This window comes from Staphylococcus sp. Ze2, from assembly GCF_048568365.1.
Taxonomy (GTDB): domain Bacteria; phylum Bacillota; class Bacilli; order Staphylococcales; family Staphylococcaceae; genus Staphylococcus; species Staphylococcus xylosus.
This window is the reverse complement of sequence record NZ_CP183486.1, coordinates 569,190-595,304: the sequence shown is the minus strand read 5'-3', so window position 1 is coordinate 595,304 and position 26,115 is coordinate 569,190. Positions and strand designations below refer to the sequence as shown.

Sequence of the window (26,115 nt, the reverse complement as noted above, 5' to 3'; positions counted from 1 at the left end):
TGTCAATTTAAGGAGTGTAGTTATGTCCAATGTTCAATCAATCGATCGTGCTTTAAATTTATTAGAATTGATATCACATCATAGCCCGATATCATTAAATGAACTTGTAGCAAAAACACAGTTATCTAAAACGACTGTACATCGTTTAGTTAAATCTTTAATAGATAATTATTATGTGAAACAAAACCCATTAACACATCAATATGAATTAACTTATAAATTATTTCAATTAGGCTACTCCAGTATCAAAAATATTGATTATTTAAATATCGCTAAAAGTTTTATTAGTCAACTTTCTTTCACAGTTAATGAAACATGTCATTTAGTTATTGAAGATAAAAATGAAATTCTCTATATTGAAAAATTCATTCCAAATGATGCGATTTATACAATGGCTTCTAAAATAGGTCTACGAGCACCTATGTATTGTACTGCCGTAGGAAAAGCAATATTATCAAAGTATGATGACTATACGATTCAAGCTGTTTGGAATAATTCTGAAATCATCCCTTATACAAAGCATACTATCACTAACTTTGATGATTTTATGGAGGAAATTGAAATGATTCGCAAACAAGGTTATGCAGAGGATAAACAAGAAAATGAAGAAGGTATTTATTGTGTTGGCACTTATTTCGTTAATTATCGTAATGAAGTACAAGGTGCGATTAGTTTGTCTTTTTCAACGAGTCAATTGCCAAAAAAAGAATTTTATATTACTCAACTACAAACTACAGCAAATAACATTTCAAAAAATTTAGGTTTTATAAATTCTTAATATTATCATCATCGTTATTATTTTGATAAAGTACAGTTAAATCATTTATTATATATGGGTACTACGTGGGGATGGGATATGCATATGAAATTTGAAAGTATAACATTATTAACGTCAGAATTGGAAGAAACAAGACAGTTCTATGAGGAAACATTAGAGTGTACGGTTGAAATCATTGACCAAGAGTCATTTATGGTTGAAATTGGTGAAACAGAATTGTATTTTAGACATTCACATGACATTAACCAACCTTATTATCACTTTGCTATTGATATTCCTTATAATCATTTTTATGATATGAAAAACCATTATCAAAATATTTTATTTCTATTGATGGAAGACAAACAACATACAACTTACTTTGAAGATTTTGTTGCACATTCTGTTTACTTTAATGATCCTTCTGGAAATATTGTCGAATTAATTGCTAGGGTCTCTAATATGACAGATGAGCCTGAATTTTCAAGAATTAGCGAGATTGGTTTTGTATGCAATGATACAGAGTCTATCTATCAAGCTTTAACGCAATATCAGTTGGAAACACATGAACAAAGACAGTTTATACCTGACGCCTTGAATTTTCTAGGAGATAAACATGATGAAAGTTTTATTTTATTAACGCCTGAACATAGACGATGGTTCTTTTCTGAAAAGACATCCTCCGCCTTTCCAATAGAAATTAAAACACAACAATTTGATTTAACTTATGACCACTTCCAACAGTGGCATTTAATGCCTTCATAATTATGACATAATTAAAGCGATACGCATTTTAAATGTGGAATCAGCAATTTTGATTTCACACGTGTGCGTATCGCTTTTCAAATTATTGAAGACTTTTCTACCTTCTCCTAATTCAAATCGCTAAATATATTAATATGCCATACATTTATGCTATACGCACGTGTCATATGGTTCGACTTCAAATTATTCCGTCACTTGAGATTTATCACTGACAAACTTTTTTAACGTCTTATTCAGACCATCTTTCGCTTCTTGATCATAGTCATATGTCCCATCTTCATTTGCAGTAATATGCTTATCTAAAATAAATCTACCTTTATGAATCGTATCTGCGCCTAGTTCCTTAATCACTGGGTCTAAGCTATATTGAATAGCAAGCACATGTGCGAATGTCCCACCCAATGCTAACGGTAATACTGTTTTTCCGGTAAATGCACCACGTGGTAATAAATCGAGATAAGTCTTAACTATACCTGAATATGCCGCTTTAAATACTGGAGATACGATGATAATGCCATCCGCGTTTTCAATTTTTCTGTGCGTTTCATTAATTGAGCTATTTGAAAAATCTGCCGTAATTAATGCTTCTGCATCTAACTGATGTACATGAATGACGTCAGTTTCAATACCTACATCATTCAAATATTGTTCAGCGTAATCCACAACACCTGTTAAACGTGATTGTATTTTATTGCCACCTGCAATAATTGCTACACTTGCCATATTAATGAACCCCTTCCCATCGCGTGATATAACATCACTCTACTAAGCAGCATATAATCTGCTACCTTTAAATAATAATTATTCTATGGGCCTACCGTATCATCAATGATTAATACTGTCATAACATAGGTCTTAAATATCAACGCTTTACTTCTCTCTCATTCAAATCATTATTGCGGAATCCGTTCGACGATAACAATTTCATTTTTTAAATTTACGTAAGCACATGTTCCAGCATCAATACTTATATGCCACTTGTAAATTCCTGCTTGAGCCATTTCATCACAAAAGCTTGAAAAATCTGTTTCCCCTATTTGATGTTGTTTTAATGATTCTTGTAATTGCTCTTTATCTGTATGATGTGATATAGGTACAGTACTCTTCACACCCTTATCTATAATTTGTTCTCCACTTTGATGCGTATATACTGTAGTTCCATTTTGAATATCAACGGTATTAATTGTTATCCCCATTGCTTTAAAAGCTTGAAATAGTTTTGGAAAATTTACTCCAGTATATTGTTGGTGTGTTTGTTGAATTGCAGACAATTAAAAAGTCATAATCTTTCTCCCTTAGTATCTTATTTTTTACTATCATATTTTCAATAATCCGACAAAACAAGGTTTCCCACAATCAAATATAGCGTAATAACTTTACACAAAATAAATAAAATTATTATAAGTTTTTAAATAAAAGTCCTTTTGCTTATCAAATTAAATTGCCAGATGTATAATTGTGATAGTTTTTAAAAAGGAGTGGTATGTTATGAGTACATTTTCCAACGAAGAAAAAGTACAAATTTTATCTGATATTGTGGCAATGAACACAGTAAATGATAATGAAATTGAAGTGTGTGAATATTTTCAAAAACTATTTGCACAACACGGTATCGATTCTACGATTGATAAAATTGATGACCGTAGAGCTAACTTAATTGCTGAAATTGGCGAAGGACAACCTGTTATCGGTATTTCTGGTCACATGGATGTTGTTTCTGAAGGTGATCACAGTCAATGGACTTACGAGCCATTTACATTAACTGAAGACAATGGTTTCTTATATGGCCGTGGCGCTGCAGATATGAAATCTGGTCTTGCCGCTTTAGCGATTGCATTAATTGAAATCAACAACACACAATCATTGAAACAAGGACGCATTAAATTCTTAGCTACAACTGGCGAAGAAATGGAACAACTTGGCTCACAAAGTTTATACGAAAAAGGTTATATGGACGATGTTGAGGCACTTGTAATAGCTGAACCATGCCAAGATATGATGGTTTATGCACACAAAGGTTCAATGGACTATCGCATAAAATCTCACGGTATATCCGCACATAGCTCAATGCCAATCCTCGGCTTTAACGCAATTAAACCCTTAATCGAATTTATTCAAGATATTGATGCTTCTTACAATAAAATTTCTAAAGAAGTAAAAGGCAACGCTTTAGATTTCACTCACTTTATAGATAGAATGAAACAATCCCTACCTGCAACATATGCTGCAGAAGAAATTGAAAATGCCCTACAAGGCCTTGTAATAACAAATACTTTAATTAAAGGCGGCGTTCAAGTCAATTCTGTACCAGAAGATGCAGATGCAGATTTCAATATTCGTACAATTCCGGAGTATAATAATGATCAAGTTAAAGCATTGTTTGACGATACAATCGAAAAACATAATGCTAACGGTGCTAAATTAGAAAGTGATTTATATCTCGATTTAGACCCTGTTCTCACTACAGGTGAAAATAGCCTAATCGATACGGCTCAAACAATTGCTAAATCAGCGTTTGATAAAGAGTTCATTGCCGCTCCAATAGGTGGCGTTACAGATGCTTCTAATTTATTACGTGGTAAAGACGAAAACTTCCCATTCTTAGTATTTGGTCCTGGTGAAAAACCACATCAAATTGACGAACGAGTTGAAAAATCAATGTACTTCAAATTTATTGATTTCTATACAGACTTATTAACTACTTATACAAACAACCATAAGTAGAATGAATCATTAAATATGAAAAAGGGCTTAACTCTTATGTGTTATAAGACTTAAGCCCTTTTTCATATTCTTTATACTATTGCATATATTAATAATCTACATACAGTTATTATTCAAAAATACGTCTATTGTTGTATAGTTGTTCCTACATTTTCACCGTCTTGTAATTTTTGAATAATATGTGATTCGCTTCCTGCCGCAATCACAACTTTCTGACAGCCTAGTTCAATAGCTTGAATTGCATCTTGTACTTTGGGAATCATCCCTCCATATATCAATTCTTCATCGATAAAACACTGAATACGTTCTGCATTCAACGTAGACTGTACTTCTTTATCGATTAATACGCCTGGAATATCACTTAAAAGATATAGTGGCGCATTAAGTGCTTGTGCTATTTTATAAGCTAATGTATCCGCGTTAATATTATATAATTGTGACGTTGCTTGATTCATACCAATTGAAGCAATGACTGGAATAAATTGGTCCGTTACTTTATCAAATACAGATGTATTTATATCTATAGGTTCGCCTACGTATCCATATTTCTCGTCTAGTGGCGCTACATCAAAAAGTTTAGCATCTATACCATTCATACCAATACTTTGTATATTAGATTGATTAATTTTGCTTACTAAGTCTGGATTTACAGTACCTATTAACGTTTGACTAGTCACTGTTAATACTTCTTCTGTAGTAACTCTTAAACCATCTTCAAATAAAGGCGCCACACCTCGTTGCTCTAATGCTTTATTTATAAATGGTCCGCCACCATGAATAATAATTGGTTGATAGCCTTGTTGCTTTAATTTAGAGATATCTTCAATCGTCGAATCATGTAAATTAGTTAATGTGCTACCGCCTATTTTTATAACAATATAACTCATCTGACACACTCCTTATGTTCTATACGATGCGTTAATGCGTACATATTCATATGATAAATCACAGCCATATGCTGCCGCTTCACCATCACCGTCTCCAACTGAAGCTTCTATTACAATGTTATCTTCTGTTAGACGTTCTTTTAATAACTGCTCATCAAACTCTACATGAATCCCTTGTTCTAGCACTGGTAACTGACAAAAAGAAACATTTGTCTCATTTGGTTCTACAAATTGTGACGCGTAACCTATTGCAGTTACAATTCTGCCAAAGTTTGAATCTTCACCATGTATAGCAGTTTTCACCAAATTGGACGATACGATACTTTTAGCAATTTTTTTTGCTTCTTTAACATTAGGTGCACCTGTCACTTTTGCAGTAACTAATTTCGTAGCACCTTCACCATCTTTGGCAATTGATTTTGCAAGGTATTGACTTACAAAATTAAAGGCATATACAAATTTATGCCATTCTGGATGTAAGTCGTCAATTTTATTATTGTTCGCTTGACCATTAGCCATACATAGTACCATGTCATTTGTACTTGTATCACCATCAACTGTAATCATATTAAACGACTGATCTGTTGATTGCTTCAGACAATAGTCCAAAGTATCCGCATCAATATTAGCATCAGTTGTTATAAACCCAAGCATTGTAGCCATATTTGGGTGTATCATCCCAGAACCTTTAGCACTACCACCAATAGTTACTGTCTTACCATCAATCTCAACTTGTACTGATAAATTTTTAGTTGCAGTATCTGTTGTCAAAATGGCTTGATTGAAAAATTGACTATTATTATATTCTTCTTTCAAAACATGCTGTGTACCATAATGGATTTTATCCATAGGTAAGAACGCACCAACAACGCCTGTGGATGCAACACCAACGTTTTGTTGATCAATATTCAAGCGTTCAGCTACCCAAGATTGCGTATCTAGAGCATCTTGCATACCTTTTTCGCCTGTACATGAGTTCGCATTTGCTGAATTTACCACAATTGCTTGTAATTTTTTATTAGCGTTAATACTTTCTTCAGTTATTTTTAAAGGAGCAGCCTTAAAACGATTCAGTGTATATACACCTGTAGCTGTCGCTTCTGTAGTCGAATAAATCCAACCGAAGTCTTTTTTCTTTCTTCTTAATCCTGCATGAAACCCGCCTGCAATATAACCTAATGGCGAACTTACATCACCTTGTAAATCTATATTTAATTGGTTTAACGTATCAATCGTTTCAATATCTATCATCTTCTCTCCCCTTTCAAATTAGCTTATGGATATACTGGTGTTTGAGTTAATCCTGTATTTTCTTTCCATCCATGCATTAAGTTCAAGTTTTGTATCGCTTGGCCGCTTGCCCCTTTAACTAAGTTGTCAATTACCGATACAATAATTGCACTTTGACTTTCTTCGTCGACATAAATACCAATATCACAAAAATTACTGCCGTAGACTTCTTTCGTTTTCGGATAAATGCCAATATCTCTAATACGGACAAATGATTTATCTTCATAATAATCTGTGAAAGTTGCATGTAAATCTTCGCTAGTCATATGTTGATTAAGTTTTACATAAATTGTAGATAATATACCTCTCGTCATTGGAACAAGATGTGGGGTAAATACTACTTTTACATTTTCATTTGCTAGCTTTGAAATATACTGTTCTATTTCAGGTTTATGCTTATGCTTACCGATGGCATAAGCGCTAAAGTTTTCATTCATCTCTGAATAATGGACATGTTGCGCTAGTGATCGTCCTGCACCTGAAACACCCGTTTTAGCATCAATAATAATAGAATCATTGTTAATGATTTGTTGATCAACCAGTGGATGTAAAGCTAACAATGTTGCAGTAGGAAAACAACCGGGGTTGGCAACTAATTGCGTATTGTTCGGTTCAATATTTGACCACTCCGCGATACTATAATTGGCTTTTTTTAATTGTTCTTGTGGTGCTGCTGTTTCACCATAGAATTGTTTATATGTCGTTCTATCAGCTAATCTGAAATCACCTGACAAATCAATAACCTTAATGTCTTTTTCAATTAATGATGGTGCTAAATCTTTACTTATATTAGAAGGCGTTGCAAAAAACACAACATCACAGTCAATATGCTCACTATTTAGCGCTTCATATTGATGTGTTAAGTGACTCAAGTGAGGAAATGTTTCTTTGATTGGTTCGTCAATTTTTGAATGCGAGAACACATACTTAACATTTACATATGGATGATGTGTTAATAATCTAATTAATTCAATCGCTCCATAACCACTACCTCCAACAATGCCAACATCTATCATGGCGTTCAGTCCTTTCTGAATATTCGGTCTTTTAAAACGCTATTATTTGTCTTTTTCTAATACTTCAGTAATCACACTGATTACTTGATCTATCTCTTGCTCATTAATAACTAGTGGTGGCGCAATACGAATAATATTGCCTTGTGTTTCTTTACATAACACACCTTTATCAATCATCTCTAAGCAAAATGGTTGCGCTGCTTCTGTTAGTTCTAATCCGATAAATAATCCCCTACCTCTCACATCAGAGATGATATTACTATCTATAAGTTGTAATTCATTTAATAATTTCTGTCCAAGTTTTTCAGAATTCTCTATTAGCTGTTCTTCAATTAGTACATCTAATGCAGCCATTGAAACTGCACATGCAAGCGGATTACCTCCAAATGTAGATCCATGGGTACCTGGAGTTAGTACATCCATCACGTCGTGGTTAGCTAATACTGCTGATATTGGATAAAGACCTCCACCAAGTGACTTACCAAGTAGATAAATATCAGGTTCTACGCCTTCCCATTCCATAGCAAACATTTTACCTGTACGTCCAAGGCCTACCTGTATTTCATCTGCAATAAATAACACATTATGTTCATCACATAACTTACGCACTTCTTTTATAAAATCATCGGGTGGAATATTGACGCCGCCCTCACCTTGAATAGGTTCTAATATAATAGCTGTTGTATTGTTATTAATTAAATCTTTTAAATGACTTATATCACCAAAGTCAGTGTAGTGAACGTTATCTAACAATGGCCCAAACCCTTGTTTATAACTTTCTTGGGAAGATAGCGACAAGGCACCTAGCGTACGGCCATGAAAGTTGCCATTCATCGCTATAATTTCACCTTCACCATCAGCAATGCCTTTGACATCTGTGCCCCATTTACGAGCGATTTTAATCGCTGTTTCAATAGCTTCAGTACCTGTGTTCATTGGAAGTACTTTTTCTTTATTAGCAAGTGAGCATATCTTTTCTTCCCACTTTCCTAGGTTATCACTATATAGAGCACGAGAAACCATTGTTATTTTTTCACTTTGTTCTTGAAATGCTTTTATAATTTTAGGATGACAATGCCCTTGATTGACGACTGAGAAACCCGAAACACAATCTATATAATTATTGTCTTCTACATCCCAAACTTTAGCGCCACGGCCTTTAGCCAGTGCTAATTTCAACGGGCTATAATTGTTCGAACTATACTGATCTGTTAGTGCAAATAAATCGTTCATCAAAAATCCTCATTCCTTTTATATTTATTCTTAAAACTGAATTAATATTCATATATAATACGCTTATTTTTACTATTAGTCAAAGTTTTTTTGAATTTTTACACTTAAAAACCATTTAAAACCTCGATTCATAGCAATTAAACCGTAATTTATCTAAATTTTCAAAATAATTAGCGTGGAGTTATATATTCTTTTATATGCATTTATCCTGCATAACATATAGCATACCGTTAAATTGTACTCCAATAAAATAGGGGTAGTTCATTATGTAAAACAATCCAGATAACCGTAAAACACAAAATTAAATAAAAAAGGCGAGCACACGAAATTACAAAATAATTTAATTCCGTATGCTTGCCCCACAAAGTTGACTTGATTCTCTATAGTTCGAGACAAATTTAAAGTTAGATGTTAGTTCATTACGACGTGCTATGAGCGCATCGTTAAAGCACTCTCTTTGTATATTGCTCTATTAAAAAAGTCTGCTTCTTACTCTATCTCTTGTTTCTCTATTAAATCTTCACGCATATCTTTATTTATCTTCTTAGCACGTTTAAAGTAAATACTTTCAAAATAACTAGACGTACCAAATTTATAAAACATTAGTGCAATGATGATAATTACTACAAAATCATATGGATAGTGAATCCAGTCCATACCGTTAAATTCTTTACTTCCTATAAATGATAAGGTAGCAAGTACAATAAGATATAAAATAATCCACAAACTACCGCCAATTTGTTTCTTAGTATTTTTCCAATTCATTTTATATTCATAAAAGAAGTAAATTGGTAAACCTAAAATTATAATAAAGATTACTTGTGCAGTCGTCGGCCACATCGCCCAATAAATCGCTAGCGATGCCATAACAAATGAGAAAGGCGCCATAAATTTCAACAAGTTAGCACGAAACGGCCTATGCATGTTCGGAGCCATTTTTCGTAATGAAATAACTGTAGTCGGTCCAGTTAAATAGGCAACTAGTGTAGCTGTTGATATAACACTTGCCAATGTCGCCCAATCACGGAATAATGACACCATTAACATACTAATAATGGCATTAAAAATAATAGCCACACGTGGAATGTTATATTTTTCATTCATCTTACCTAAAAATTTAGGGATGTGACCATTTTTTTCCATTGCACGTAGTACACGACCAGTTACCGCAACAAATGATACACCTGTACCAAATGGTGAAACAACAGCTTCCATATATAACAAAATAGCTAACCAATTCAAACCTAAAAGAATAGCCATATCAGCAAATGGAGAGTTAAAGTTAATACCACTCCAACCATTTTCATGAATCATGTCACTAGGCATTGATGTAATAAATGTACTTTGAAGCACTATGTATAACGCCGCACTTAATGTTAGTGAGATAGCTATGCCTCGAGCGATATTTTTTTCGGGCTTTTGTATTTCTGATCCCATATTAATAATAGTTTGGAATGCATTAAAAGAAAATATAATACCTGAAGCGGTTGTCGCTGCAAATATAGGTGCTGAACCATAAGGCATAAATTGACCTGCCGTATGACCATAATTGCCTGTATCAAAACCGGAAATCATCAACATTATAATTGTCAATAACGGTACACCTAATTTAAATACTGAAATTAAACTTGTAAATGAAGTTAACAGTTTAACTGACCAATAGTTCAATAATGAAAATATAATAATAATTACAAACACTGCCATTAATCCAGCGTTACTTATAGAACCATCTTTCATTAATCCTGTTGTGAATTTTGCCCATGACCATGGCCAAGAACTCATATATTGTACTGCTGATACTGCTTCGATTGGGATAATAGTTACTAATGATACCCAGTTAGCCCAAGAAGCAATAAAACCTAACAATGAACCATGTGTATATTGCGCATAGTTACTCATTCCACCCGATTGCGGAAACATTGTACCTATCTCTATGTAGTTATAGGCAATTGATCCAATGACTACAAAACCAATAACCCATGAGATAATTGCAGCTGGGCCTGCTATAGATGACGCTTCCCAAGCACCGAATAACCAACCAGAACCAATAAGTGATCCCAACCCTAGCAATACCAACTGTGGTAAATTAATCTTATTACTTTCATCCTTTTGTTCCATAATTACTCCTACTTTAAACATCTTTTATATTCATATCAAGAAAATGTAAAATTTATACACGCTCTTGTATATTTCGTTATTATACTCTGATTAAAATTCAAGTCAAATCAACATTCCAATTGCCAAACTATGTATATTTTAGTATTTTTATACAAAATAGAAGTGGAAAATGTATGATAGTTTTGTACAATTAATACGCTTTGACCTCCCGATACAAACAACTTGAAGGGCTGTTTTGTTATGTTACTCATTTATTCATTTAAAGTATAAATACAAATAAATTCTAAAAAGTAGTAAATGCTGCTTGAAGCCTATAACATCAGTGGTTAAAGCATTTTATAGTACGTTGAAAAACAAATTTAATATAACATTTACTTTTAATGTGTATAAATACAAAATAAAGCAGTATTTACAGTTTATTCTTAAAATACCTTGTAAATACTGCTTTTCTATAATGTCACACAAATATAAAAATCAAAAAATACCTATATAATTACATACAATTCTCTACTTATAGTGTATACATTTCTACAAAAGGAACTGCTATTATTGTTAAGTAAGTTCTATTGTTTCCGAATATTTATATTACTTTTTAGGAATCTCTTCTGATTCCCACCATAATGCGTCTTTAGGATTTTTTACAACATCTTCATAATCTTCTTGAGTTTCAACATTAGGATATGAACCTCTAAGTGATTTATTCGATGTAGATTTAAACATTGTTATAAAAATAATGAGTCCAATCACATTAATAAACATTAGATAATAAGATGGCGCAATTCGTTGCCCTGTAGTTTCTACTAAAGTAGACAAGATAAATGGCGTTAAACCACCAAAAACTGCGGCACCAATATTATATACAAGTGATAGCATACGCAGTCTTACTTTTGTATGAAACATACTCGGTAAGACTGAGGGCATTACACCTTCAAATGTAGACATGAATAGTGCAATAATAAACAAGCCTAATAACACGAATGGAATCATTGGTATACTCATTAACCAAAAAGCAAGTATGGAAAATAAACTAAATCCTGCTAACCCAAATATTATTGTACGTTTGTTACCAACCTTATCACTATACCAACCAAAGAAGAACACTGCAGGTATCATGATTAACATTGTTACAATACTTAATATAGAACCCATCGTTCCACCTAAATTTATGGTTGAGTTAAGGAAAGAAGGCATATAAGAAAGTACCATGTAGTTTGCGACATTCAAAAATGCAACACCAGTGAAGCAAACGACAACATCTCTCCAGTAATATTTAAATATATCTAAATAAGAATATTCTAATTCTTCTTTTTCTTCTAATGTAGATTCGTAGGCAGGACTTTCGTCTAAGCTTGAACGTAAAATAATACCCACGATACCTAAAGGTGCAGCAATAATAAACGGAATTCTCCAACCCCAATCCACCATTTGTTGATCACTTAGTAATGAATACATCAAGCCTGCTAAAATCGCCGCCATTATACTACCAGAAAGTGTTCCAATTTCTAAACCGCTTCCCAATTTACCACGAGTCTTATCAGGCGCTGTTTCAGCAATATAAGTCATTGCTCCTGCATATTCTCCCCCTGTCGAGAATGATTGAATCATACGAACTACTAGTAATAGAATCGGAGCCCATATACCAATTTGTTCTTGTGTTGGTAATAAGCCGAGCATCAGTGTGGATGCCGCCATAAGTAGTATCGTTGTCGACAGTACAATCTTCCGTCCATATTTATCCCCTAAATGACTGAAGAATATACCACCAATAGGTCTAACAATAAATGCAAAAGCAAATACAGCAAACGTAGAGACTATTTGCATTTCTTGCGGTAAATTTCCAAAGAAATTTGCGCTTATAATGACTGCTAATTGAGCATATAAGCCAAAGTCAAACCATTCAATGGCATTACCGATACTCGTAGCTACCACACCTTTTTTTGCTTGATCTGAATCTACTCTGTTAACTTTTTCTTTTTCAAACTTCACAAATAAAAACACCCCTTAATTTGTTTCCATTTAATATAACATAACCTATGTATTATTTTGTAAACACTTAAAATTCGCATGATAATCGATTTAATTTCCAAAAATATTTTTCAATTGATATGTACTGCTCATTTTTATGACGATTATATTCAACTAAAATATCCAACTTAAATTAACATTTGTAGTTAACAAAAACTTATATTAATGCTAAGCAACTACTTTCAAGCTCATAACTAATACGATTTAATTTTGTTATAATAAAAGCATCACAACTTATGGAGGCGTATTTAAAAATGAAACAAATTTATTTTAATCATGATGGTGGCGTAGACGATTTAATTTCCTTATTTCTTCTATTGCATATGGATGATATAAAACTTGTTGGTGTTAGTGCCATTGGCGCAGATAGTTATATCGAGCCTGCAGTAAGTGCCTCTCAAAAAATTGTCAATCGTTTCTCTGAACAACCAATTCACATAGCCGCTTCAAAAGAACGCGGTAAAAACCCATTTCCCAAAGATTGGCGTATGCACGCTTTCTTTATGGATGCGTTACCCATCTTAAACGAACCTACAAATGGACGTTCTAATATTCTAAAACATGAAGCTTATCTAGATATAATTGATAAAATTCATAATAGTACTGAAAAAGTTACTTTACTCTTTACTGGACCACTTACTGATTTAGCTAAAGCAATCACTGTAGATGCTACAATTGTTCAAAATATTGAACGCTTAGTATGGATGGGCGGAACATTTTTAGAGAAAGGTAATGTGGAAGAACCTGAACATGATGGCAGTGCAGAATGGAATGCCTTTTGGGATCCTGAAGCCGTAAAAACAGTTTTTGATACAGAGATTAAAATAGATATGGTTGCTTTAGAAAGCACCAATCAAGTACCTATGACTTGGGATGTTAGACAAGCGTGGGCCAATGAACGCCATTATCCTGGGGTAGATTTTTTAGGTGTAAGTTATGCAGCTGTCCCACCATTAACTCATTTCCAAACGAATTCAACTTATTTTCTTTGGGATGTCTTAACTACAGCTTATATTGGCATGCCTGAGCTGATTCGTAAGCATGATTTAAATGTATCTGTATATACAGAGGGTCCTAGTCAAGGTAAAACTTATGTCGACAATCAATGCGGTAGACCCATTTCAGTAATCGACCATGTTGACCATGATAATTTCTTCAAATATATTACTGATTTAGCTAAAAAAGTTACAAAATAATAGGCCCCCCCTTGAACTTTAATTCAACAGTTCAGGGGGGTTATATAATATAAAATTTTAATAACTAGTGTCATCTAAATATTGATTATCTATGACTTTTCTAGTAATAGATTCCATTTTATCTTTGGTCATTTCATTTTCTTCAGTTGTATTCAAAGCGTGTTGCTTAGCTTTATTATTACTATAATCAGACAGTGGATACATTTTAAAATTTTGTCTTGTATTATTATCAAGTGGATTCGCAATTTCATAATGTGTTACTAATGACTTCCATTTTACATCTTTGATTGTTATGCCTTTAGGTTGTTTTTCAATATTAAACTGAAGGTTGCCCCCTAGCGCATTGCTTTCATTGCCAGTAGATTGGCCATTGAGGAAATTTCCCAGGGAATAAGCAACCAATGTTCGATGATTATCGTTGCCGTTCACCCATTGGACTGGCTGAATCACGTGAGGATGTGTTCCTATTACTACATCGACCCCAGCATTAGCAAATACCTTGGCGTATCTTTTCTGTTTGGCATTAGGCTCATGTTTGCCTTCATTACCCCAATGTGCCGATACCATAACCATATCACTTTGTTCTTTAGCTTTTGCGACATCTTTCTTGATTTGTTCCTCATTAAAGTAGTTAATTTGATATTTATTTTCTGGTTTAATATCGTTCGTGCCGTATGTATAACTTAACATCGCAATTTTTATACCATTTTTGTTAAATGTCGGAATGGTATCTCTATCTTTTTGTGATTTAAATGTACCTGTATAAAAAACACATTTGAAATGCTCCCACACATTAATTTCATTTAATAATCCATCAGTACCTTGATCCAAAGCATGATTGTTGGCGCCATTCACTACATTAAACCCAGTATTGATAACATCTTTAGCAATATCATTAGGGGTATTGAACTGTTTAAAACCTGAAAGTCCCTTTTCATCCCCACCAATCGGTGACTCCTGATTTATATAAGCAATATCTGCTGCTTGGATTTCTTTCTTTAATGATTTATACATAGGCTCAAAATTATAACTACCATTGCTTTGTAATGCGTCATGATATACAACGGGATGTATTAAATTATCACCTACAGCATAAAAAGATGCTTTATGAGTTAAATTCTTTTGATCTGATAAACAAAATATACATAACGTTAAAAAAAGTGAAATTAATAAAGTTAAAAGTATACGATACCTCATCAAAGACGCCCTCTCATCAAGAATTATCTTTTAAATTTAATTATATTAATTTCAGTATAGTTTTTATCGTTCTGCGATTCAATTATATTGAGAAACTATTTTAACGTTAACAAAGTGGAAATTATTAATGGAACAGGAATCTATTTTATTTAAAAATTTTCGTTATCCTACACTATTGGCAAAGACAATTAGTATTGTATGAATAAATATTTCACCTGAGCAATCGCTCAAGTAAAAGTTCTATATAATAATTAAGGCTGAGACAATTAATTTGCCCCAGCCTCAATCTATAGAATATTACAGAAATGACAAATAGATAAAAGTCTTAGAATAAGTACCTTTAAATACTAGTCACTTCATCAAGTTGTAAATACGCTTTGATGTTTACTATTCTTTTTTTGATGATTTTATATTCAATTATATTCAAATAAATGATTTAGCTACTCATTTTATTGTCAAATGAATGACTAAACATATTTTGTAACAGTTTCAGTAGGTAATCTATATGAATCATGCGCTGGATTTTTTGCTTTCCCAATAGCAACGATTAATACAGGTACATAACGTTCTGCGTCAATATCAAATGCATCAGCTATTTGATCACTTTCAAATCCACCAATTGGGTTTGTGTCATAGCCATGTGCTTTAGCAACTAACATAAATTGCATTGCAGCTAAACTGCTATCAATTTTAACGATATCATTCATTTGAGCTTTAGATGCGCTATCATATAGTCCTACAACTTTATCTAACATTTCATTTTTAACTTCTTCTGGCATAAAACCGTGTTTTACAGCATTACCATAAATTTCTTCACCGTAAGTTTGGCTTTTCATATCACCAAAAATAACTACCATTGCTGATGATGTATCGTTTTGACGTGTGTTAAAACGAATTAGCGGACGTAATTTCTCTTTACCTTCATCACTTTCCACTACTAAAAAACGCCAAGGCTGCATGTTAACAGATGATGGGGCTTTCGTTGCTTTTTGAATCATTTCGTTCATTTCTTCTCTAGGGATTTTAAATTGGTCGTCAAACACTTTCACAGATTTTCTATTGTTTAAAATATCTTCAAAATTATTATTTATCATTATTTTCTACTCCTTAATTATTTTTAACAAAATCAAATTATACTCAATTTGAACACTTTTACAAATCATTTGTTTATAAAATTTTTTTGCAACATAACAAAACCTTCTAAAACCTTATTCCAATCATTGTTTACATGCATAAATTTTTTCTAAATGAGATGCTATACTTCTAAATAATTAGTTATGATTTAAACCAACATAAAATTTCACTAATCAAATTTAAATATCAATAGACATGGTAATAGTCCTTTCACGAAAGCCTAATTTTTCATATAAATGTTTCGCACAGTTTCCCGCATATACGTTGAGTCTTACTTCACTCACATTATGCCTTTTATAGTAATCATTAACAAAGTGAACTAACGCTTCAGCTATACCTTGATTTCTATAAGCTTCTAATACATACAATTCATAAATAAAACCATATTCCTTCTGTTCAAGAGCGTCCACCTTTTTATCAACAAGTACAAACCCTTGTATGACCTCATCTTCACTATAAATAAAATACGATGCACCTTCTTGTAGTAATTGCTTAGACATCGCACGCATAGACGTCTCACTCAAGTCAAAATCTACAGTTACAGATGATTTAAACACATCTGGCACCATTCGATTTATTTCTTCTAACTCTTTAGAATTTGCTTTTCTAATAGCCATAATCTATCCCACTCCTTCATTATGCATAATATAATACGCATATAATCTAGCTTTAATTCATACTTCATTTCCCTAAAATAGCTGTTTTTTTGCATAAAAAATGAAAAATTAACTCAATGTAAGCGTTTAATATGTTTTAAATTTTAATTACACACTATATTAATTGTAAATTTATAGTAAAATATATTAGTGGCATTTTCACAAAAAAATAATAGACACAAAAGAACTGAAGCAATTTATAATTATTTTTGCATAAGTATCTAAACACGTTTGTTTTTAATTACAGTTTTAAATCACGGTATAATTTATCTTTTAGATTCAATGGCTCAATACTACCTATACCATGATTTCAGAGCATAATTTTACAAAATCAGTCTTTCTATCCATGTATTAATAGTTGATATTTGAGATTGAAATTTGTTAATATTTTACCTTGTATAAAAATATAGAGAAAATTTAAAAAAAGAGGGAACATAATGAAGTCCATTTCAGTCATAGTGACTTATTACAACTCAGAAGATTATATCGAAAGATGTTTGAGTAGTCTTAAAAAACAAAGATTCCAAGATTTTGAACTCATTTTAGTTAATGATGGTTCAACTGACAATTCTAAAGAAATCGCGACAGAAACTACTAAAGATTGGGATATTCCCATTAAGGTCATAGATTTACCACATAATACTGGTCATGCACATGCCAGAAATATGGGTCTTAAAGAAGTTGAATCACCTTACTTTATTTTTATTGATTCAGATGATTATCTAGCTTCTTATGCTTTATCGTTTTACATGAAAAAATTGAATAGTTTTGATGCTTTAATTGCACCTATTCATTCTTTTACTTTAGATATTCCTCAGTACGTGGATCAAAATTTAGTACGTACAGAATATTTAAATACACAAACAAAATCAAACCAATTTTTACGTAAACAAACGGTTTGTAATATTATTTTCAAAACGGCAATCGCACGTGGGCATAATCTACAATTTAACGAAGACTTAAATATCTTTGTTGATTGGTCATTTATATTAGAATTCATTAAATATGCTAACGACTTCGTGCGTATCAGCCGATTCCCTTTCTATATTAAAGGGGAAATCTATGATCCATTTTTAAAACCAGCATTATCTCAACAAGACTTTGGCATCATATTTAACGATTATGTCTATAGTTTCTCAGATTCTGTTAAACGCGCACCACTAAAAGAAAACAAGATATTCATTAAAAATAAAATGAAAAACTTATTCAAACAATCTTTTGAACCATCACTGAGAAAACTACCTGAACGTTACGAAAATAATAGTGAATTACTTCCAAAAGTTACACGCGAATTACTACCAACAATATTTAAAAATGAAAAACCGTTATTTATGATCGAAGCATTAATGCTTATGTTCAACAAGCGTAGATCTGCTTTTAAAGTGAACCAATTTAGAAAGCAAGCACGTTTAGTTAAAAATATTGTTTTACGTAGAAAAAATAAAAATCGTGCACTCTATCAATTAACTGATAGCGAAGATAAAGTGAAGAGTAACAGAATCGTATTCGAAGCCTTTGCTGGTAAAAATTATAGCGATAGCCCAAAATATATTTATGAATATATGATGAAGCATCACCCAAACTATGAATTTATATGGGTCTTCAAAAACCCTTCAAAAGTCCAATTACCTGGATCGGCTAAGAAAGTTAAAAAAGGCTCTAAAGCTTATTATGAGGCTTATTCAACGGCTAAATATTGGGTGACTAACGCAAGACTACCTTTATATCTAAATAAAAAACCTAACCAAGTTTATATTCAAAATTGGCACGGTACACCTTTAAAACGTCTAGCAAATGATATGAAAGTAATTCGTATGCCTGGAACGACAACTGATAATTACAAGCGTAATTTCAGAGAAGAAACGAGCCGTTGGGATTATCTTGTTTCACCTAATGCTTATTCATCTAAAATATTCGAAACTGCTTTTTGGATGAATCCAGAACAAATTCTTGAAATTGGATACCCTAGAAATGATGTATTGGTAAATCACGCAAACGACGAAGCATATATTCAACAAATCAAAGAAAATCTAAACTTACCTTCAGATAAGAAAGTTATTATGTACGCGCCAACGTGGAGAGACGATGAGTTCGTTAAAAAAGGAAAATATCTATTTAACCTCCAAATTGATTTAGATAACTTACAAGCGCAATTAGGCGATGAATATGTCGTATTACTAAGAATGCATTATCTTATTTCTAACGCATTGGATTTACGCGGTTATGAAGACTTTGCAATTGATGTGTCAAACTATAGTGATATCTCTGAATTGTATTTAATTTCAGATTGTCTAATTACGGATTATTCATCTGTAATGTTTGATTACGGCGTGCTTAAGAGACCACAGTTCTTCTTTGCTTATGATTTAGACAAATATGGACAAGACTTACGTGGTTTCTATCTTGATTACCACAAAGATCTACCTGGTCCTATCCATCAAGATCCTTACCAGTTAACAGAAGACCTTAAAAACTTAGATCAAGTAGCTATAGATTATAAAGATAAAATTGATAAATTCTATAATGACTTCTGTTCTTTAGAAAAAGGTAAAGGTTCTAAAGCAATTGCAGATTTAATTACAGGTAAAAATCATAAATAAATTATTTTACTTTATTGTATGATAACAACCTAAATTTAATTACAGTCACTTCATTGAGGCTTAATTACTAAAAAGGCTAATAATAAAATACACAGAGCTATACTAGTGCGCTTGCGTAAGTAACCTCTAAATAAAGAAAGAGCCCGTACATTTTGGCCTCCCAGAACGTAAACAAACCTTAGGAGATAATTCTCCTAAGGTTTATTTATATGTGCATAGTTATTTTTCAAAATAGTAATGGGCTTTTATATAATAATTAAGGCTGAGACAATTAAAAATTGTCTCAGCCTTAAGATTATCTATATGAAGCTAAACATCTAGTATTTATTTAACTGTACCAGCGTCTTTATCATGTACACCATGACGATAGAAATCGATGTATTCTGGGTCTAATGGTTTTTTACCACGAATGATATCTGAAGCTCTTTCTGCCATCATTAATACTGGTGAATGGATATTACCATTTGTCGTACGTGGCATTACCGAAGCATCTACCACTCGTAAATTCTCCATACCATGAACTTTGAATGTCTCTGGATCTACAACAGCCATTTCATCTGAAGCAGGCCCCATTCTACAACTACATGATGGGTGGAGGGCAGTTTCGCCATCACGTTTAACCCATTCTATAATCTCTTCATCTGTTTGTACTTCAGGTCCTGGTGAAATTTCTCCACCATTGAAAGGATCTAATGCTTTTTGTTTTAAAATATTTCTAGCTACTTTAATTGCTTCAACCCACTCGCGCTTATCTTCTTCAGTAGATAAGTAGTTGAACACGAATTCTGGTTTTTCAAATGGGTCTTTTGATTTAATCTTCAAGTGACCACGAGAGTTTGAGTACATAGGTCCAACATGCACTTGGTAACCATGTGCAGCTGGTGCTTTTGTACCATCATATCTTACTGCGATTGGCAAGAAGTGGAACATTAAGTTTGGATAATCTACGTCATCATTTGAACGAACAAAGCCGCCACCTTCAAAATGGTTAGATGCAGCAGCACCTTTACGTCCTAAGATCCATTGTAAACCAATAAATGGCATCTTCAATTTATTTAAACTTGGTTGCATTGATACTGGTTGTTTACATGCATGTTGCACATAAACTTCTAAGTGGTCTTCAAAGTTTTCACCAACACCTGGTAAGTGAATACGAGGTTCAATTCCTAGTGAACGTAAGTGTTCAGAATCACCGATACCTGATAATTGTAATAATTGTGGTGAGTTAATTGCACCACCAGATAAGATAACTTCTTTCGCACTTACTGTATGCTCTTTACCATTTTTCTTAAATGTTACACCAGTAACTTTATTGCCTTCAAAGTTTAGTTTTGTAACAAAAGCACGAGTCTGTACTTCTAAGTTTTTACGTTTCATCGCTGGATGTAAATATGCTCTAGAAGCTGATACACGGCGACCATTATGTACTTGACTGTCAAATGGTCCAAAGCCTTCTTGACGGAAACCATTCACATCTGGTGTTTTATTATAACCTGCCTCTACGCCTGCATCGAAAAATGCTTGGAATAATGGGTTATCAGCAGGACCACGTCTTAACTTAATTGGTCCATGATGTCCACGATAAGGATCACCTTTCTCAGAACCAAATGTTGTTTCTAGTCGTTTAAAATACGGTAAACAATGCGCATAATCCCATGACTCCATACCTTCAGGTTTAGCCCATTTTTCATAGTCCATAGGATTACCTCTTTGATAAATCATGCCGTTAATTGAACTTGATCCACCTAAAACTTTACCACGTGCATGTCCAACCTTACGACCACCCATATGCGGTTCTGGTGTCGTTTCATAAATCCAATCATATAATTTATTACCAGCTGGGTACATTAAAGCTGCTGGCATTTGTATTAATAAGTCCCATGGATAGTCACTACGTCCAGCTTCTAATACAAGTACATTATTTGATACGTCCTCACTTAATCGGCCACCTAGTACTGAACCAGCACTACCGCCACCGATGATTATATAGTCATATGATTCTTTCATTGCTATACCGCCTCCTGAATTTATTTAGTGTTATTTAGCCTTCTTTATTTATATATTTATAATTATGCTTTACCAAACCAATTGACTGGCTCTGGGTTAGTATTACGCAAAATGTGCTTTTCTTCTTGATACTCAGCTAATCCTGCTTTACCAAGCTCTCTACCGATACCTGATTGTTTATATCCACCCCATGGTGCTTGTGCGAAGTATGGATGGAAATCGTTAATCCAAACAGTACCCATTTTTAATTTATTTGCTATACGTTGTGCTTTTCCAACATCATTTGTAAACACACCGCCTGCTAATCCATAAATTGAATCGTTAGCAAGTTCAATCGCTTCTGCCTCAGTTGTGAAACTTTCAATCGTTACCACAGGGCCAAACACTTCTTCTTGTACAATACGCATTGATGTATCACAGTCTGTAATAACTGTTGGTTCAAAGAAGAAACCATCTTGTAAATCTTCACGCTCAGGTCGTTTACCACCAATTGCAATCGTTGCATTCTCAGATTTAGCAACTTCCATGTAGTTTTCAATTTTTTCACGGTGTTCAGCTGAGATGACTGGTCCCATTTCTGTATCTTCATCAAAACCGTTACCCAATTTAATATTTTTAATTCTTTCTATAAGTGCTGCTTCAAATTTTTCTTTAATATCGTTATGCACGATAATTCTTGCCCCTGCAGAACAAACTTGACCTGCATGGAAAAATCCACCATTCAATGCTTGATCTACTGCTAAATCAAAATCAGCATCATCAAATATAATATTTGGATTTTTACCGCCTAATTCTAAAGCAATATTTGTTACGTGATCTGCCGCATTTTTCATAATATGTTTACCTGTTTGAATACCACCAGTAAATGATACTAAGTCCACTTCTTTATGCGCTGAAAGTGGCTCACCTACTTCTGAGCCTTTACCTAGTACAAGGTTAATAACACCTTGTGGGAATCCTACTTCTTCCATCAATTCAAATACACGAATAGTTGTTAACGGAGTAATTTCACTCGGCTTCATGACTAATGAACATCCTGAAGCTAATGCAGGTGCTATTTTCCACGATGCTTGGAGTAAAGGATAATTCCATGGTGTAATTTGTGTAACAACACCAATTGGTTCTTTGATAACTTTACTCTCTGTATTTGGAATTGGTGAATCTATAATTTCGCCGCCATCTTTGTCTGCAAGTCCAGCAAAGAAATTAAATACATTAGCAATATCGTCCATGTCAGCATAAGATTCTTCTAACGTTTTGCCAGTGTCTAATGTTTCAAGTTTAGCTAATTCTTCACGATGTTTAACGATTAAGTCAGAGATTGCTCTCACTTTTTTACCGCGATTTTCACTTGTTTCGTTAGCCCATTCGCCATCTTCAAATGCGCGTCTAGCTGCCAATATTGCACGCTCGCTATCATCGGCTGTTCCTTCTGCAACTTCAAAAATCACTTCTTGATTAAATGGATTAATAATTTTTCTTGTTTCTTTATTTGAGCTTTCAACCCACTCACCATCAATAAATTGACGACGAGATAAATTTTTTACAAGTTCCATTAAAATTACCTCCGTTAAGTTTGTTAAATTTTTATTTAACGAATTTTATAAAGTTTATGTTAGCATAGTAATTGAAAGGGTGTCAAACGAGTTCAAATATTACACACTCATTTTCAATTATGATTAGGTATTTATATTACTTAGATTAATTGACCTTCCTTAGTTTGAACTTAAAAAATTTAATCGGAGGTGTACACATTGGTACATTCTAATAACCCTGAAAATCAATTAGACACGGCCAAAGATATTGTTATCAATGCAATTGGTGAAACAATGGATTTATATGGTATCAATAGAAGTGTCGGAAATTTATTCGGTACTATGCTTTTTGAAGATAGTATGACGTTGGACGAAATGCGCGAACAATTACAAATGAGTAAGCCGAGTATGAGCGCTGGCGTTAAAAGACTCCAAGAATTTGATATCGTAAAACAACAATTCACTCGTGGAAGTAGAAAACAGCATTTCATCGCCGAGAAAGATTTCTTTAATTTCTTCAGAAATTTCTTCACTCGAAAATGGAGAAGAGAGATTGTCATTAATGCTGAAGCTGTCCATGATTCAGTTGCAATTTTAGATAAAATCATTGGTGATACAAACGTCGATGAGGCTACTAAGAGTGAAGCGCTTGAAACAAAACAGCAACTCGTTGGTACATTGCCTTATTATGAATGGTTAGATCAATTAAGTGACGCACTTGAAAGTGGCGAAATCTTCAAATACTTCCCTATGCCAGAAGAAACGCACAAAGAAGAATAAATTTTCGTATTTATAAAAATAATTACATTACTTATTCTGTTAATGATTCGCCTTCATTCTTGTCCTATATACTTAATTTAACTTTGTTCGATAATATGTGGTGTTTCATTCTCATTTAATTAATAAAGCCTAAAAAATAGCTACCGACTCACTGTCGGTAGCTATTTTGCGCTTTATAAATTGTCGTCTTCTTTTTTCTCTCTTACTTGTGTAATTCTTAACGAACGGCGTTCTACTTCTCTATATTTATCGGCACGATGTTCCAATTTGAGTCGATCTTCTGACAATGTCCTTAAGAATGCAATCATCATCATGACAAACACAATAAGTACTGGTACACTCGCTAATACGGAAGCTGTCTTCAATACATCTAATGCACGTTCACCACCAACTAACATTAATGCAAATGGTAATAAGCATAGTGCAAATGCCCAATATAAACGATTTGCCTTTAATGGTTCACCAATCACCTTTTTCTGCGATGCTGCAGCTAAAATATAGGAACCAGAGTCAAATGTTGTTGCTAAGAATAAAATTGCTGAAATTAAGAATAATACAATAATTAAATTAGGAAACGGTAAATGATGTAACACTTCAATAATTGTTGCTTCAGTTGTATGCGTGTTTAAGAATTCAATCACATTGAATTGACCACTTATTTGTAAATATACTGCATAGTTTCCAAAGATGCCAAAGAATAACATACAGCCCAATGTACCGTATACTAACGTTCCTAAAACAAGTTCTTTTAATGTACGACCTTTTGATATACGTGCAATAAACAATCCAATAAATGGTGCATAAACTATCCACCATGCCCAATAAAATATCGTCCATTTTTGAGGGAACATTGTTTCTTCACGTCCCCCTATACCGCCAAACGGTTCAATCCATGTTGCCATTTGGAAAAAGTTTTTAAACATATTTCCCATACTAGTGATAGTTGTTTCCATTATGAATACGGTAGGGCCTACAACTAATACAAATCCGAGTAATATAAATGATAATATTACGTTTCCATCACTTAAAACTTTAATACCTTTTTTCAATCCTGAATATGAACTATAAGCAAATATTGCTGTAATAACTAACAAAATAATGCTCTTCATAAGCATATTATCTCCATCTATACCTGTAAGACGCTCTATTCCTGCTGTAATCATCGGCACACCTAATGCTAATGATGTAGCTGCTCCGCCTAACAAGCCGAAAATAAAGATAATATCAACTATTTTTCCGACAATACCATCTGTTTGTCCTTTTAATATAGGACGTAATGTCTGGCTAATTTTATAGACTGGCTTGTTTTTCACAAATACAAGATAACCAATACAAAGTGCCGGTAATACAAATGTTGCCCATGCAATTGGTCCCCAGTGGAACATACCATACATAGTTGCATAATTAAGCGCACTATCTGTCATCCCTTTACCACCATGTGGAGGGTCTTGATAATAAAATGCCCATTCAATTATACCCCAGTATAAAATATCAGAAGCAATACCTGCACAAAACAGCATTGCAGCCCAACTAAAATTATTGAACTCAGGTTTATCTGTTGCTTTACCTAGAGTTACGTTTCCATATTTACCAAAAGCTATGTATAATACGAAAATCAATGTTGCTAAACCAATTAGTAAATATATAGAACCTATTGAACTAGAAACAGCATCGTTCATTTTAGTAATAATATCTTGACTTGCTTTTGGAAAGACCATCATAGGAATTACTGCAATAAGTAAAATTATCGATGATCCTATAAAGGTCGTCCAATCCATGACTTTATTCTTTTCCATTTTTGAACACCCCTGAATTTAGATTTCTTAACTATGTATAAGTTGCTAAAATAAATAAACATTAGCAAAACAAAATATTAATTCACAAACATGAGCCTAACGAACTTTAAATAATAATGCAAATTACATTCAAAAATCCCATCATCAAAATATGAATAATTATATAAAATGAACATTTAACTATCATATGAAAATTGCCACAATCACAGTGTTAAGTTTAAATTTAACGTAATTAATAAATCTTACAACTTTTATAATTGGATATTTATGCTTAAAAAATGCATAAATATTTGTTTTATTTTTTTCGTCAAAATTCAAAAAATTAAGATTAATTATTATTAACATTTTAAAATAACGATTTCTAAAATGTATAATTTTTTGAAATTTTTTTAAGTAAAA

20 protein-coding genes are annotated in these 26,115 nt (G+C 33.0%); 6 read left to right on the top strand and 14 right to left on the bottom strand.

The features are described 5' to 3' along the window. Positions 1–22: 22 nt before the first annotated feature. Together ACM591_RS02450 and ACM591_RS02445 are read left to right on the top strand one after the other, a co-directional pair. The gene (locus ACM591_RS02450) at positions 23–778 is read left to right on the top strand and encodes an IclR family transcriptional regulator (RefSeq protein ID WP_029378099.1); all 756 of its coding nucleotides are present in this window, start codon (positions 23–25) and stop codon (positions 776–778) included. Between the two features lie 84 nt (positions 779–862). After that, positions 863–1,522 (top strand): hypothetical protein, encoded by a 660-nt coding sequence (locus ACM591_RS02445; protein WP_029378098.1) that lies wholly within the window; start codon positions 863–865, stop codon positions 1,520–1,522. 183 nt (positions 1,523–1,705) lie between these two features. On the opposite strand, the gene ssuE is transcribed toward ACM591_RS02445, so the two are convergent. Beyond that, complete coding sequence (gene ssuE, locus ACM591_RS02440) at positions 1,706–2,245, bottom strand: NADPH-dependent FMN reductase (protein WP_326008300.1); 540 nt, start codon at positions 2,243–2,245, stop codon at positions 1,706–1,708. Between the two features lie 170 nt (positions 2,246–2,415). Continuing rightward, on the bottom strand, positions 2,416–2,793 hold the full coding sequence (locus ACM591_RS02435) for a DUF1398 family protein (protein ID WP_225489442.1): 378 nt from the start codon (positions 2,791–2,793) through the stop codon (positions 2,416–2,418). A gap of 217 nt (positions 2,794–3,010) precedes the next feature. Between ACM591_RS02435 and ACM591_RS02430 the strand changes: the two genes are divergently transcribed. Beyond that, positions 3,011–4,246 carry an ArgE/DapE family deacylase gene (locus ACM591_RS02430; protein WP_029378096.1) on the top strand — a complete coding sequence of 412 codons (1,236 nt, stop codon included), beginning with the start codon at positions 3,011–3,013 and terminating at the stop codon, positions 4,244–4,246. 125 nt (positions 4,247–4,371) lie between these two features. On the opposite strand, the gene argB is transcribed toward ACM591_RS02430, so the two are convergent. The 6 genes from argB to ACM591_RS02400 form a co-directional block, all read right to left on the bottom strand. Then, complete coding sequence (argB, locus tag ACM591_RS02425; RefSeq protein WP_038679210.1) at positions 4,372–5,133, bottom strand: acetylglutamate kinase; 762 nt, start codon at positions 5,131–5,133, stop codon at positions 4,372–4,374. A 12-nt stretch (positions 5,134–5,145) separates the two neighbouring features. Then, positions 5,146–6,384: a bifunctional glutamate N-acetyltransferase/amino-acid acetyltransferase ArgJ gene (gene argJ / locus ACM591_RS02420; RefSeq protein WP_029378094.1), complete on the bottom strand. Its 1,239-nt coding sequence runs from the start codon at positions 6,382–6,384 to the stop codon at positions 5,146–5,148. A 23-nt stretch (positions 6,385–6,407) separates the two neighbouring features. Next, positions 6,408–7,439, bottom strand: a complete 1,032-nt coding sequence (gene argC / locus ACM591_RS02415; RefSeq protein ID WP_029378093.1) for an N-acetyl-gamma-glutamyl-phosphate reductase — start codon at positions 7,437–7,439, stop codon at positions 6,408–6,410. A gap of 42 nt (positions 7,440–7,481) precedes the next feature. Further along, complete coding sequence (gene rocD / locus ACM591_RS02410; RefSeq protein WP_326026016.1) at positions 7,482–8,672, bottom strand: ornithine--oxo-acid transaminase; 1,191 nt, start codon at positions 8,670–8,672, stop codon at positions 7,482–7,484. 489 nt (positions 8,673–9,161) lie between these two features. Further along, positions 9,162–10,790: an APC family permease gene (locus ACM591_RS02405; RefSeq protein ID WP_029378091.1), complete on the bottom strand. Its 1,629-nt coding sequence runs from the start codon at positions 10,788–10,790 to the stop codon at positions 9,162–9,164. A gap of 585 nt (positions 10,791–11,375) precedes the next feature. Beyond that, the gene (locus ACM591_RS02400) at positions 11,376–12,776 is read right to left on the bottom strand and encodes an MFS transporter (protein ID WP_029378090.1); all 1,401 of its coding nucleotides are present in this window, start codon (positions 12,774–12,776) and stop codon (positions 11,376–11,378) included. A 293-nt stretch (positions 12,777–13,069) separates the two neighbouring features. Here ACM591_RS02400 and ACM591_RS02395 point away from each other — a divergent pair, with 293 nt between their 5' ends. Next, positions 13,070–14,011 carry a nucleoside hydrolase gene (locus tag ACM591_RS02395; protein WP_029378089.1) on the top strand — a complete coding sequence of 314 codons (942 nt, stop codon included), beginning with the start codon at positions 13,070–13,072 and terminating at the stop codon, positions 14,009–14,011. Between the two features lie 57 nt (positions 14,012–14,068). Here ACM591_RS02395 and ACM591_RS02390 read toward each other — a convergent pair whose 3' ends face one another. From ACM591_RS02390 to ACM591_RS02380, 3 genes are all read right to left on the bottom strand, one after another. Then, the gene (locus ACM591_RS02390; protein ID WP_142351273.1) at positions 14,069–15,208 is read right to left on the bottom strand and encodes a CapA family protein; all 1,140 of its coding nucleotides are present in this window, start codon (positions 15,206–15,208) and stop codon (positions 14,069–14,071) included. A gap of 467 nt (positions 15,209–15,675) precedes the next feature. Continuing rightward, entirely contained in the window at positions 15,676–16,302 is a 627-nt protein-coding gene (locus tag ACM591_RS02385; protein ID WP_029378087.1) for a nitroreductase family protein, read from the bottom strand. 219 nt (positions 16,303–16,521) lie between these two features. After that, complete coding sequence (locus tag ACM591_RS02380; RefSeq protein ID WP_029378086.1) at positions 16,522–16,959, bottom strand: GNAT family N-acetyltransferase; 438 nt, start codon at positions 16,957–16,959, stop codon at positions 16,522–16,524. Positions 16,960–17,435: 476 nt separating this feature from the next. Between ACM591_RS02380 and ACM591_RS02375 the strand changes: the two genes are divergently transcribed. Further along, a complete protein-coding gene (locus ACM591_RS02375) occupies positions 17,436–19,598 on the top strand; it encodes a bifunctional glycosyltransferase/CDP-glycerol:glycerophosphate glycerophosphotransferase (protein WP_029378085.1) in 2,163 nt (720 codons plus the stop codon). A 324-nt stretch (positions 19,599–19,922) separates the two neighbouring features. Here ACM591_RS02375 and betA read toward each other — a convergent pair whose 3' ends face one another. Together betA and betB are read right to left on the bottom strand one after the other, a co-directional pair. Next, complete coding sequence (gene betA, locus ACM591_RS02370) at positions 19,923–21,605, bottom strand: choline dehydrogenase (RefSeq protein WP_029378084.1); 1,683 nt, start codon at positions 21,603–21,605, stop codon at positions 19,923–19,925. A gap of 62 nt (positions 21,606–21,667) precedes the next feature. Next, positions 21,668–23,161, bottom strand: a complete 1,494-nt coding sequence (betB, locus tag ACM591_RS02365) for a betaine-aldehyde dehydrogenase (RefSeq protein WP_029378083.1) — start codon at positions 23,159–23,161, stop codon at positions 21,668–21,670. A gap of 198 nt (positions 23,162–23,359) precedes the next feature. Here betB and cudC point away from each other — a divergent pair, with 198 nt between their 5' ends. Beyond that, positions 23,360–23,920 (top strand): choline uptake/conversion transcriptional regulator CudC, encoded by a 561-nt coding sequence (gene cudC, locus ACM591_RS02360; protein ID WP_029378082.1) that lies wholly within the window; start codon positions 23,360–23,362, stop codon positions 23,918–23,920. A gap of 173 nt (positions 23,921–24,093) precedes the next feature. Here cudC and ACM591_RS02355 read toward each other — a convergent pair whose 3' ends face one another. Next, the gene (locus ACM591_RS02355) at positions 24,094–25,716 is read right to left on the bottom strand and encodes a BCCT family transporter (protein ID WP_029378081.1); all 1,623 of its coding nucleotides are present in this window, start codon (positions 25,714–25,716) and stop codon (positions 24,094–24,096) included. Positions 25,717–26,115: the final 399 nt, after the last annotated feature.

Coding starts and splice junctions, on each gene's coding strand:
- rocD (WP_326026016.1), bottom strand. CDS start 8,672: ATGAACGATTTATTTGCACTAACAGATCAGTATAGTTCGAACAATTAT.
- ACM591_RS02405 (WP_029378091.1), bottom strand. CDS start 10,790: ATGGAACAAAAGGATGAAAGTAATAAGATTAATTTACCACAGTTGGTA.
- argC (WP_029378093.1), bottom strand. CDS start 7,439: ATGATAGATGTTGGCATTGTTGGAGGTAGTGGTTATGGAGCGATTGAA.
- argB (WP_038679210.1), bottom strand. CDS start 5,133: ATGAGTTATATTGTTATAAAAATAGGCGGTAGCACATTAACTAATTTA.
- ACM591_RS02380 (WP_029378086.1), bottom strand. CDS start 16,959: ATGGCTATTAGAAAAGCAAATTCTAAAGAGTTAGAAGAAATAAATCGA.
- betB (WP_029378083.1), bottom strand. CDS start 23,161: ATGGAACTTGTAAAAAATTTATCTCGTCGTCAATTTATTGATGGTGAG.
- ssuE (WP_326008300.1), bottom strand. CDS start 2,245: ATGGCAAGTGTAGCAATTATTGCAGGTGGCAATAAAATACAATCACGT.
- ACM591_RS02375 (WP_029378085.1), top strand. CDS start 17,436: ATGAAGTCCATTTCAGTCATAGTGACTTATTACAACTCAGAAGATTAT.
- argJ (WP_029378094.1), bottom strand. CDS start 6,384: ATGATAGATATTGAAACGATTGATACGTTAAACCAATTAAATATAGAT.
- ACM591_RS02445 (WP_029378098.1), top strand. CDS start 863: ATGAAATTTGAAAGTATAACATTATTAACGTCAGAATTGGAAGAAACA.
- betA (WP_029378084.1), bottom strand. CDS start 21,605: ATGAAAGAATCATATGACTATATAATCATCGGTGGCGGTAGTGCTGGT.
- ACM591_RS02450 (WP_029378099.1), top strand. CDS start 23: ATGTCCAATGTTCAATCAATCGATCGTGCTTTAAATTTATTAGAATTG.
- ACM591_RS02395 (WP_029378089.1), top strand. CDS start 13,070: ATGAAACAAATTTATTTTAATCATGATGGTGGCGTAGACGATTTAATT.
- ACM591_RS02390 (WP_142351273.1), bottom strand. CDS start 15,208: ATGAGGTATCGTATACTTTTAACTTTATTAATTTCACTTTTTTTAACG.
- ACM591_RS02385 (WP_029378087.1), bottom strand. CDS start 16,302: ATGATAAATAATAATTTTGAAGATATTTTAAACAATAGAAAATCTGTG.
- ACM591_RS02430 (WP_029378096.1), top strand. CDS start 3,011: ATGAGTACATTTTCCAACGAAGAAAAAGTACAAATTTTATCTGATATT.
- ACM591_RS02355 (WP_029378081.1), bottom strand. CDS start 25,716: ATGGAAAAGAATAAAGTCATGGATTGGACGACCTTTATAGGATCATCG.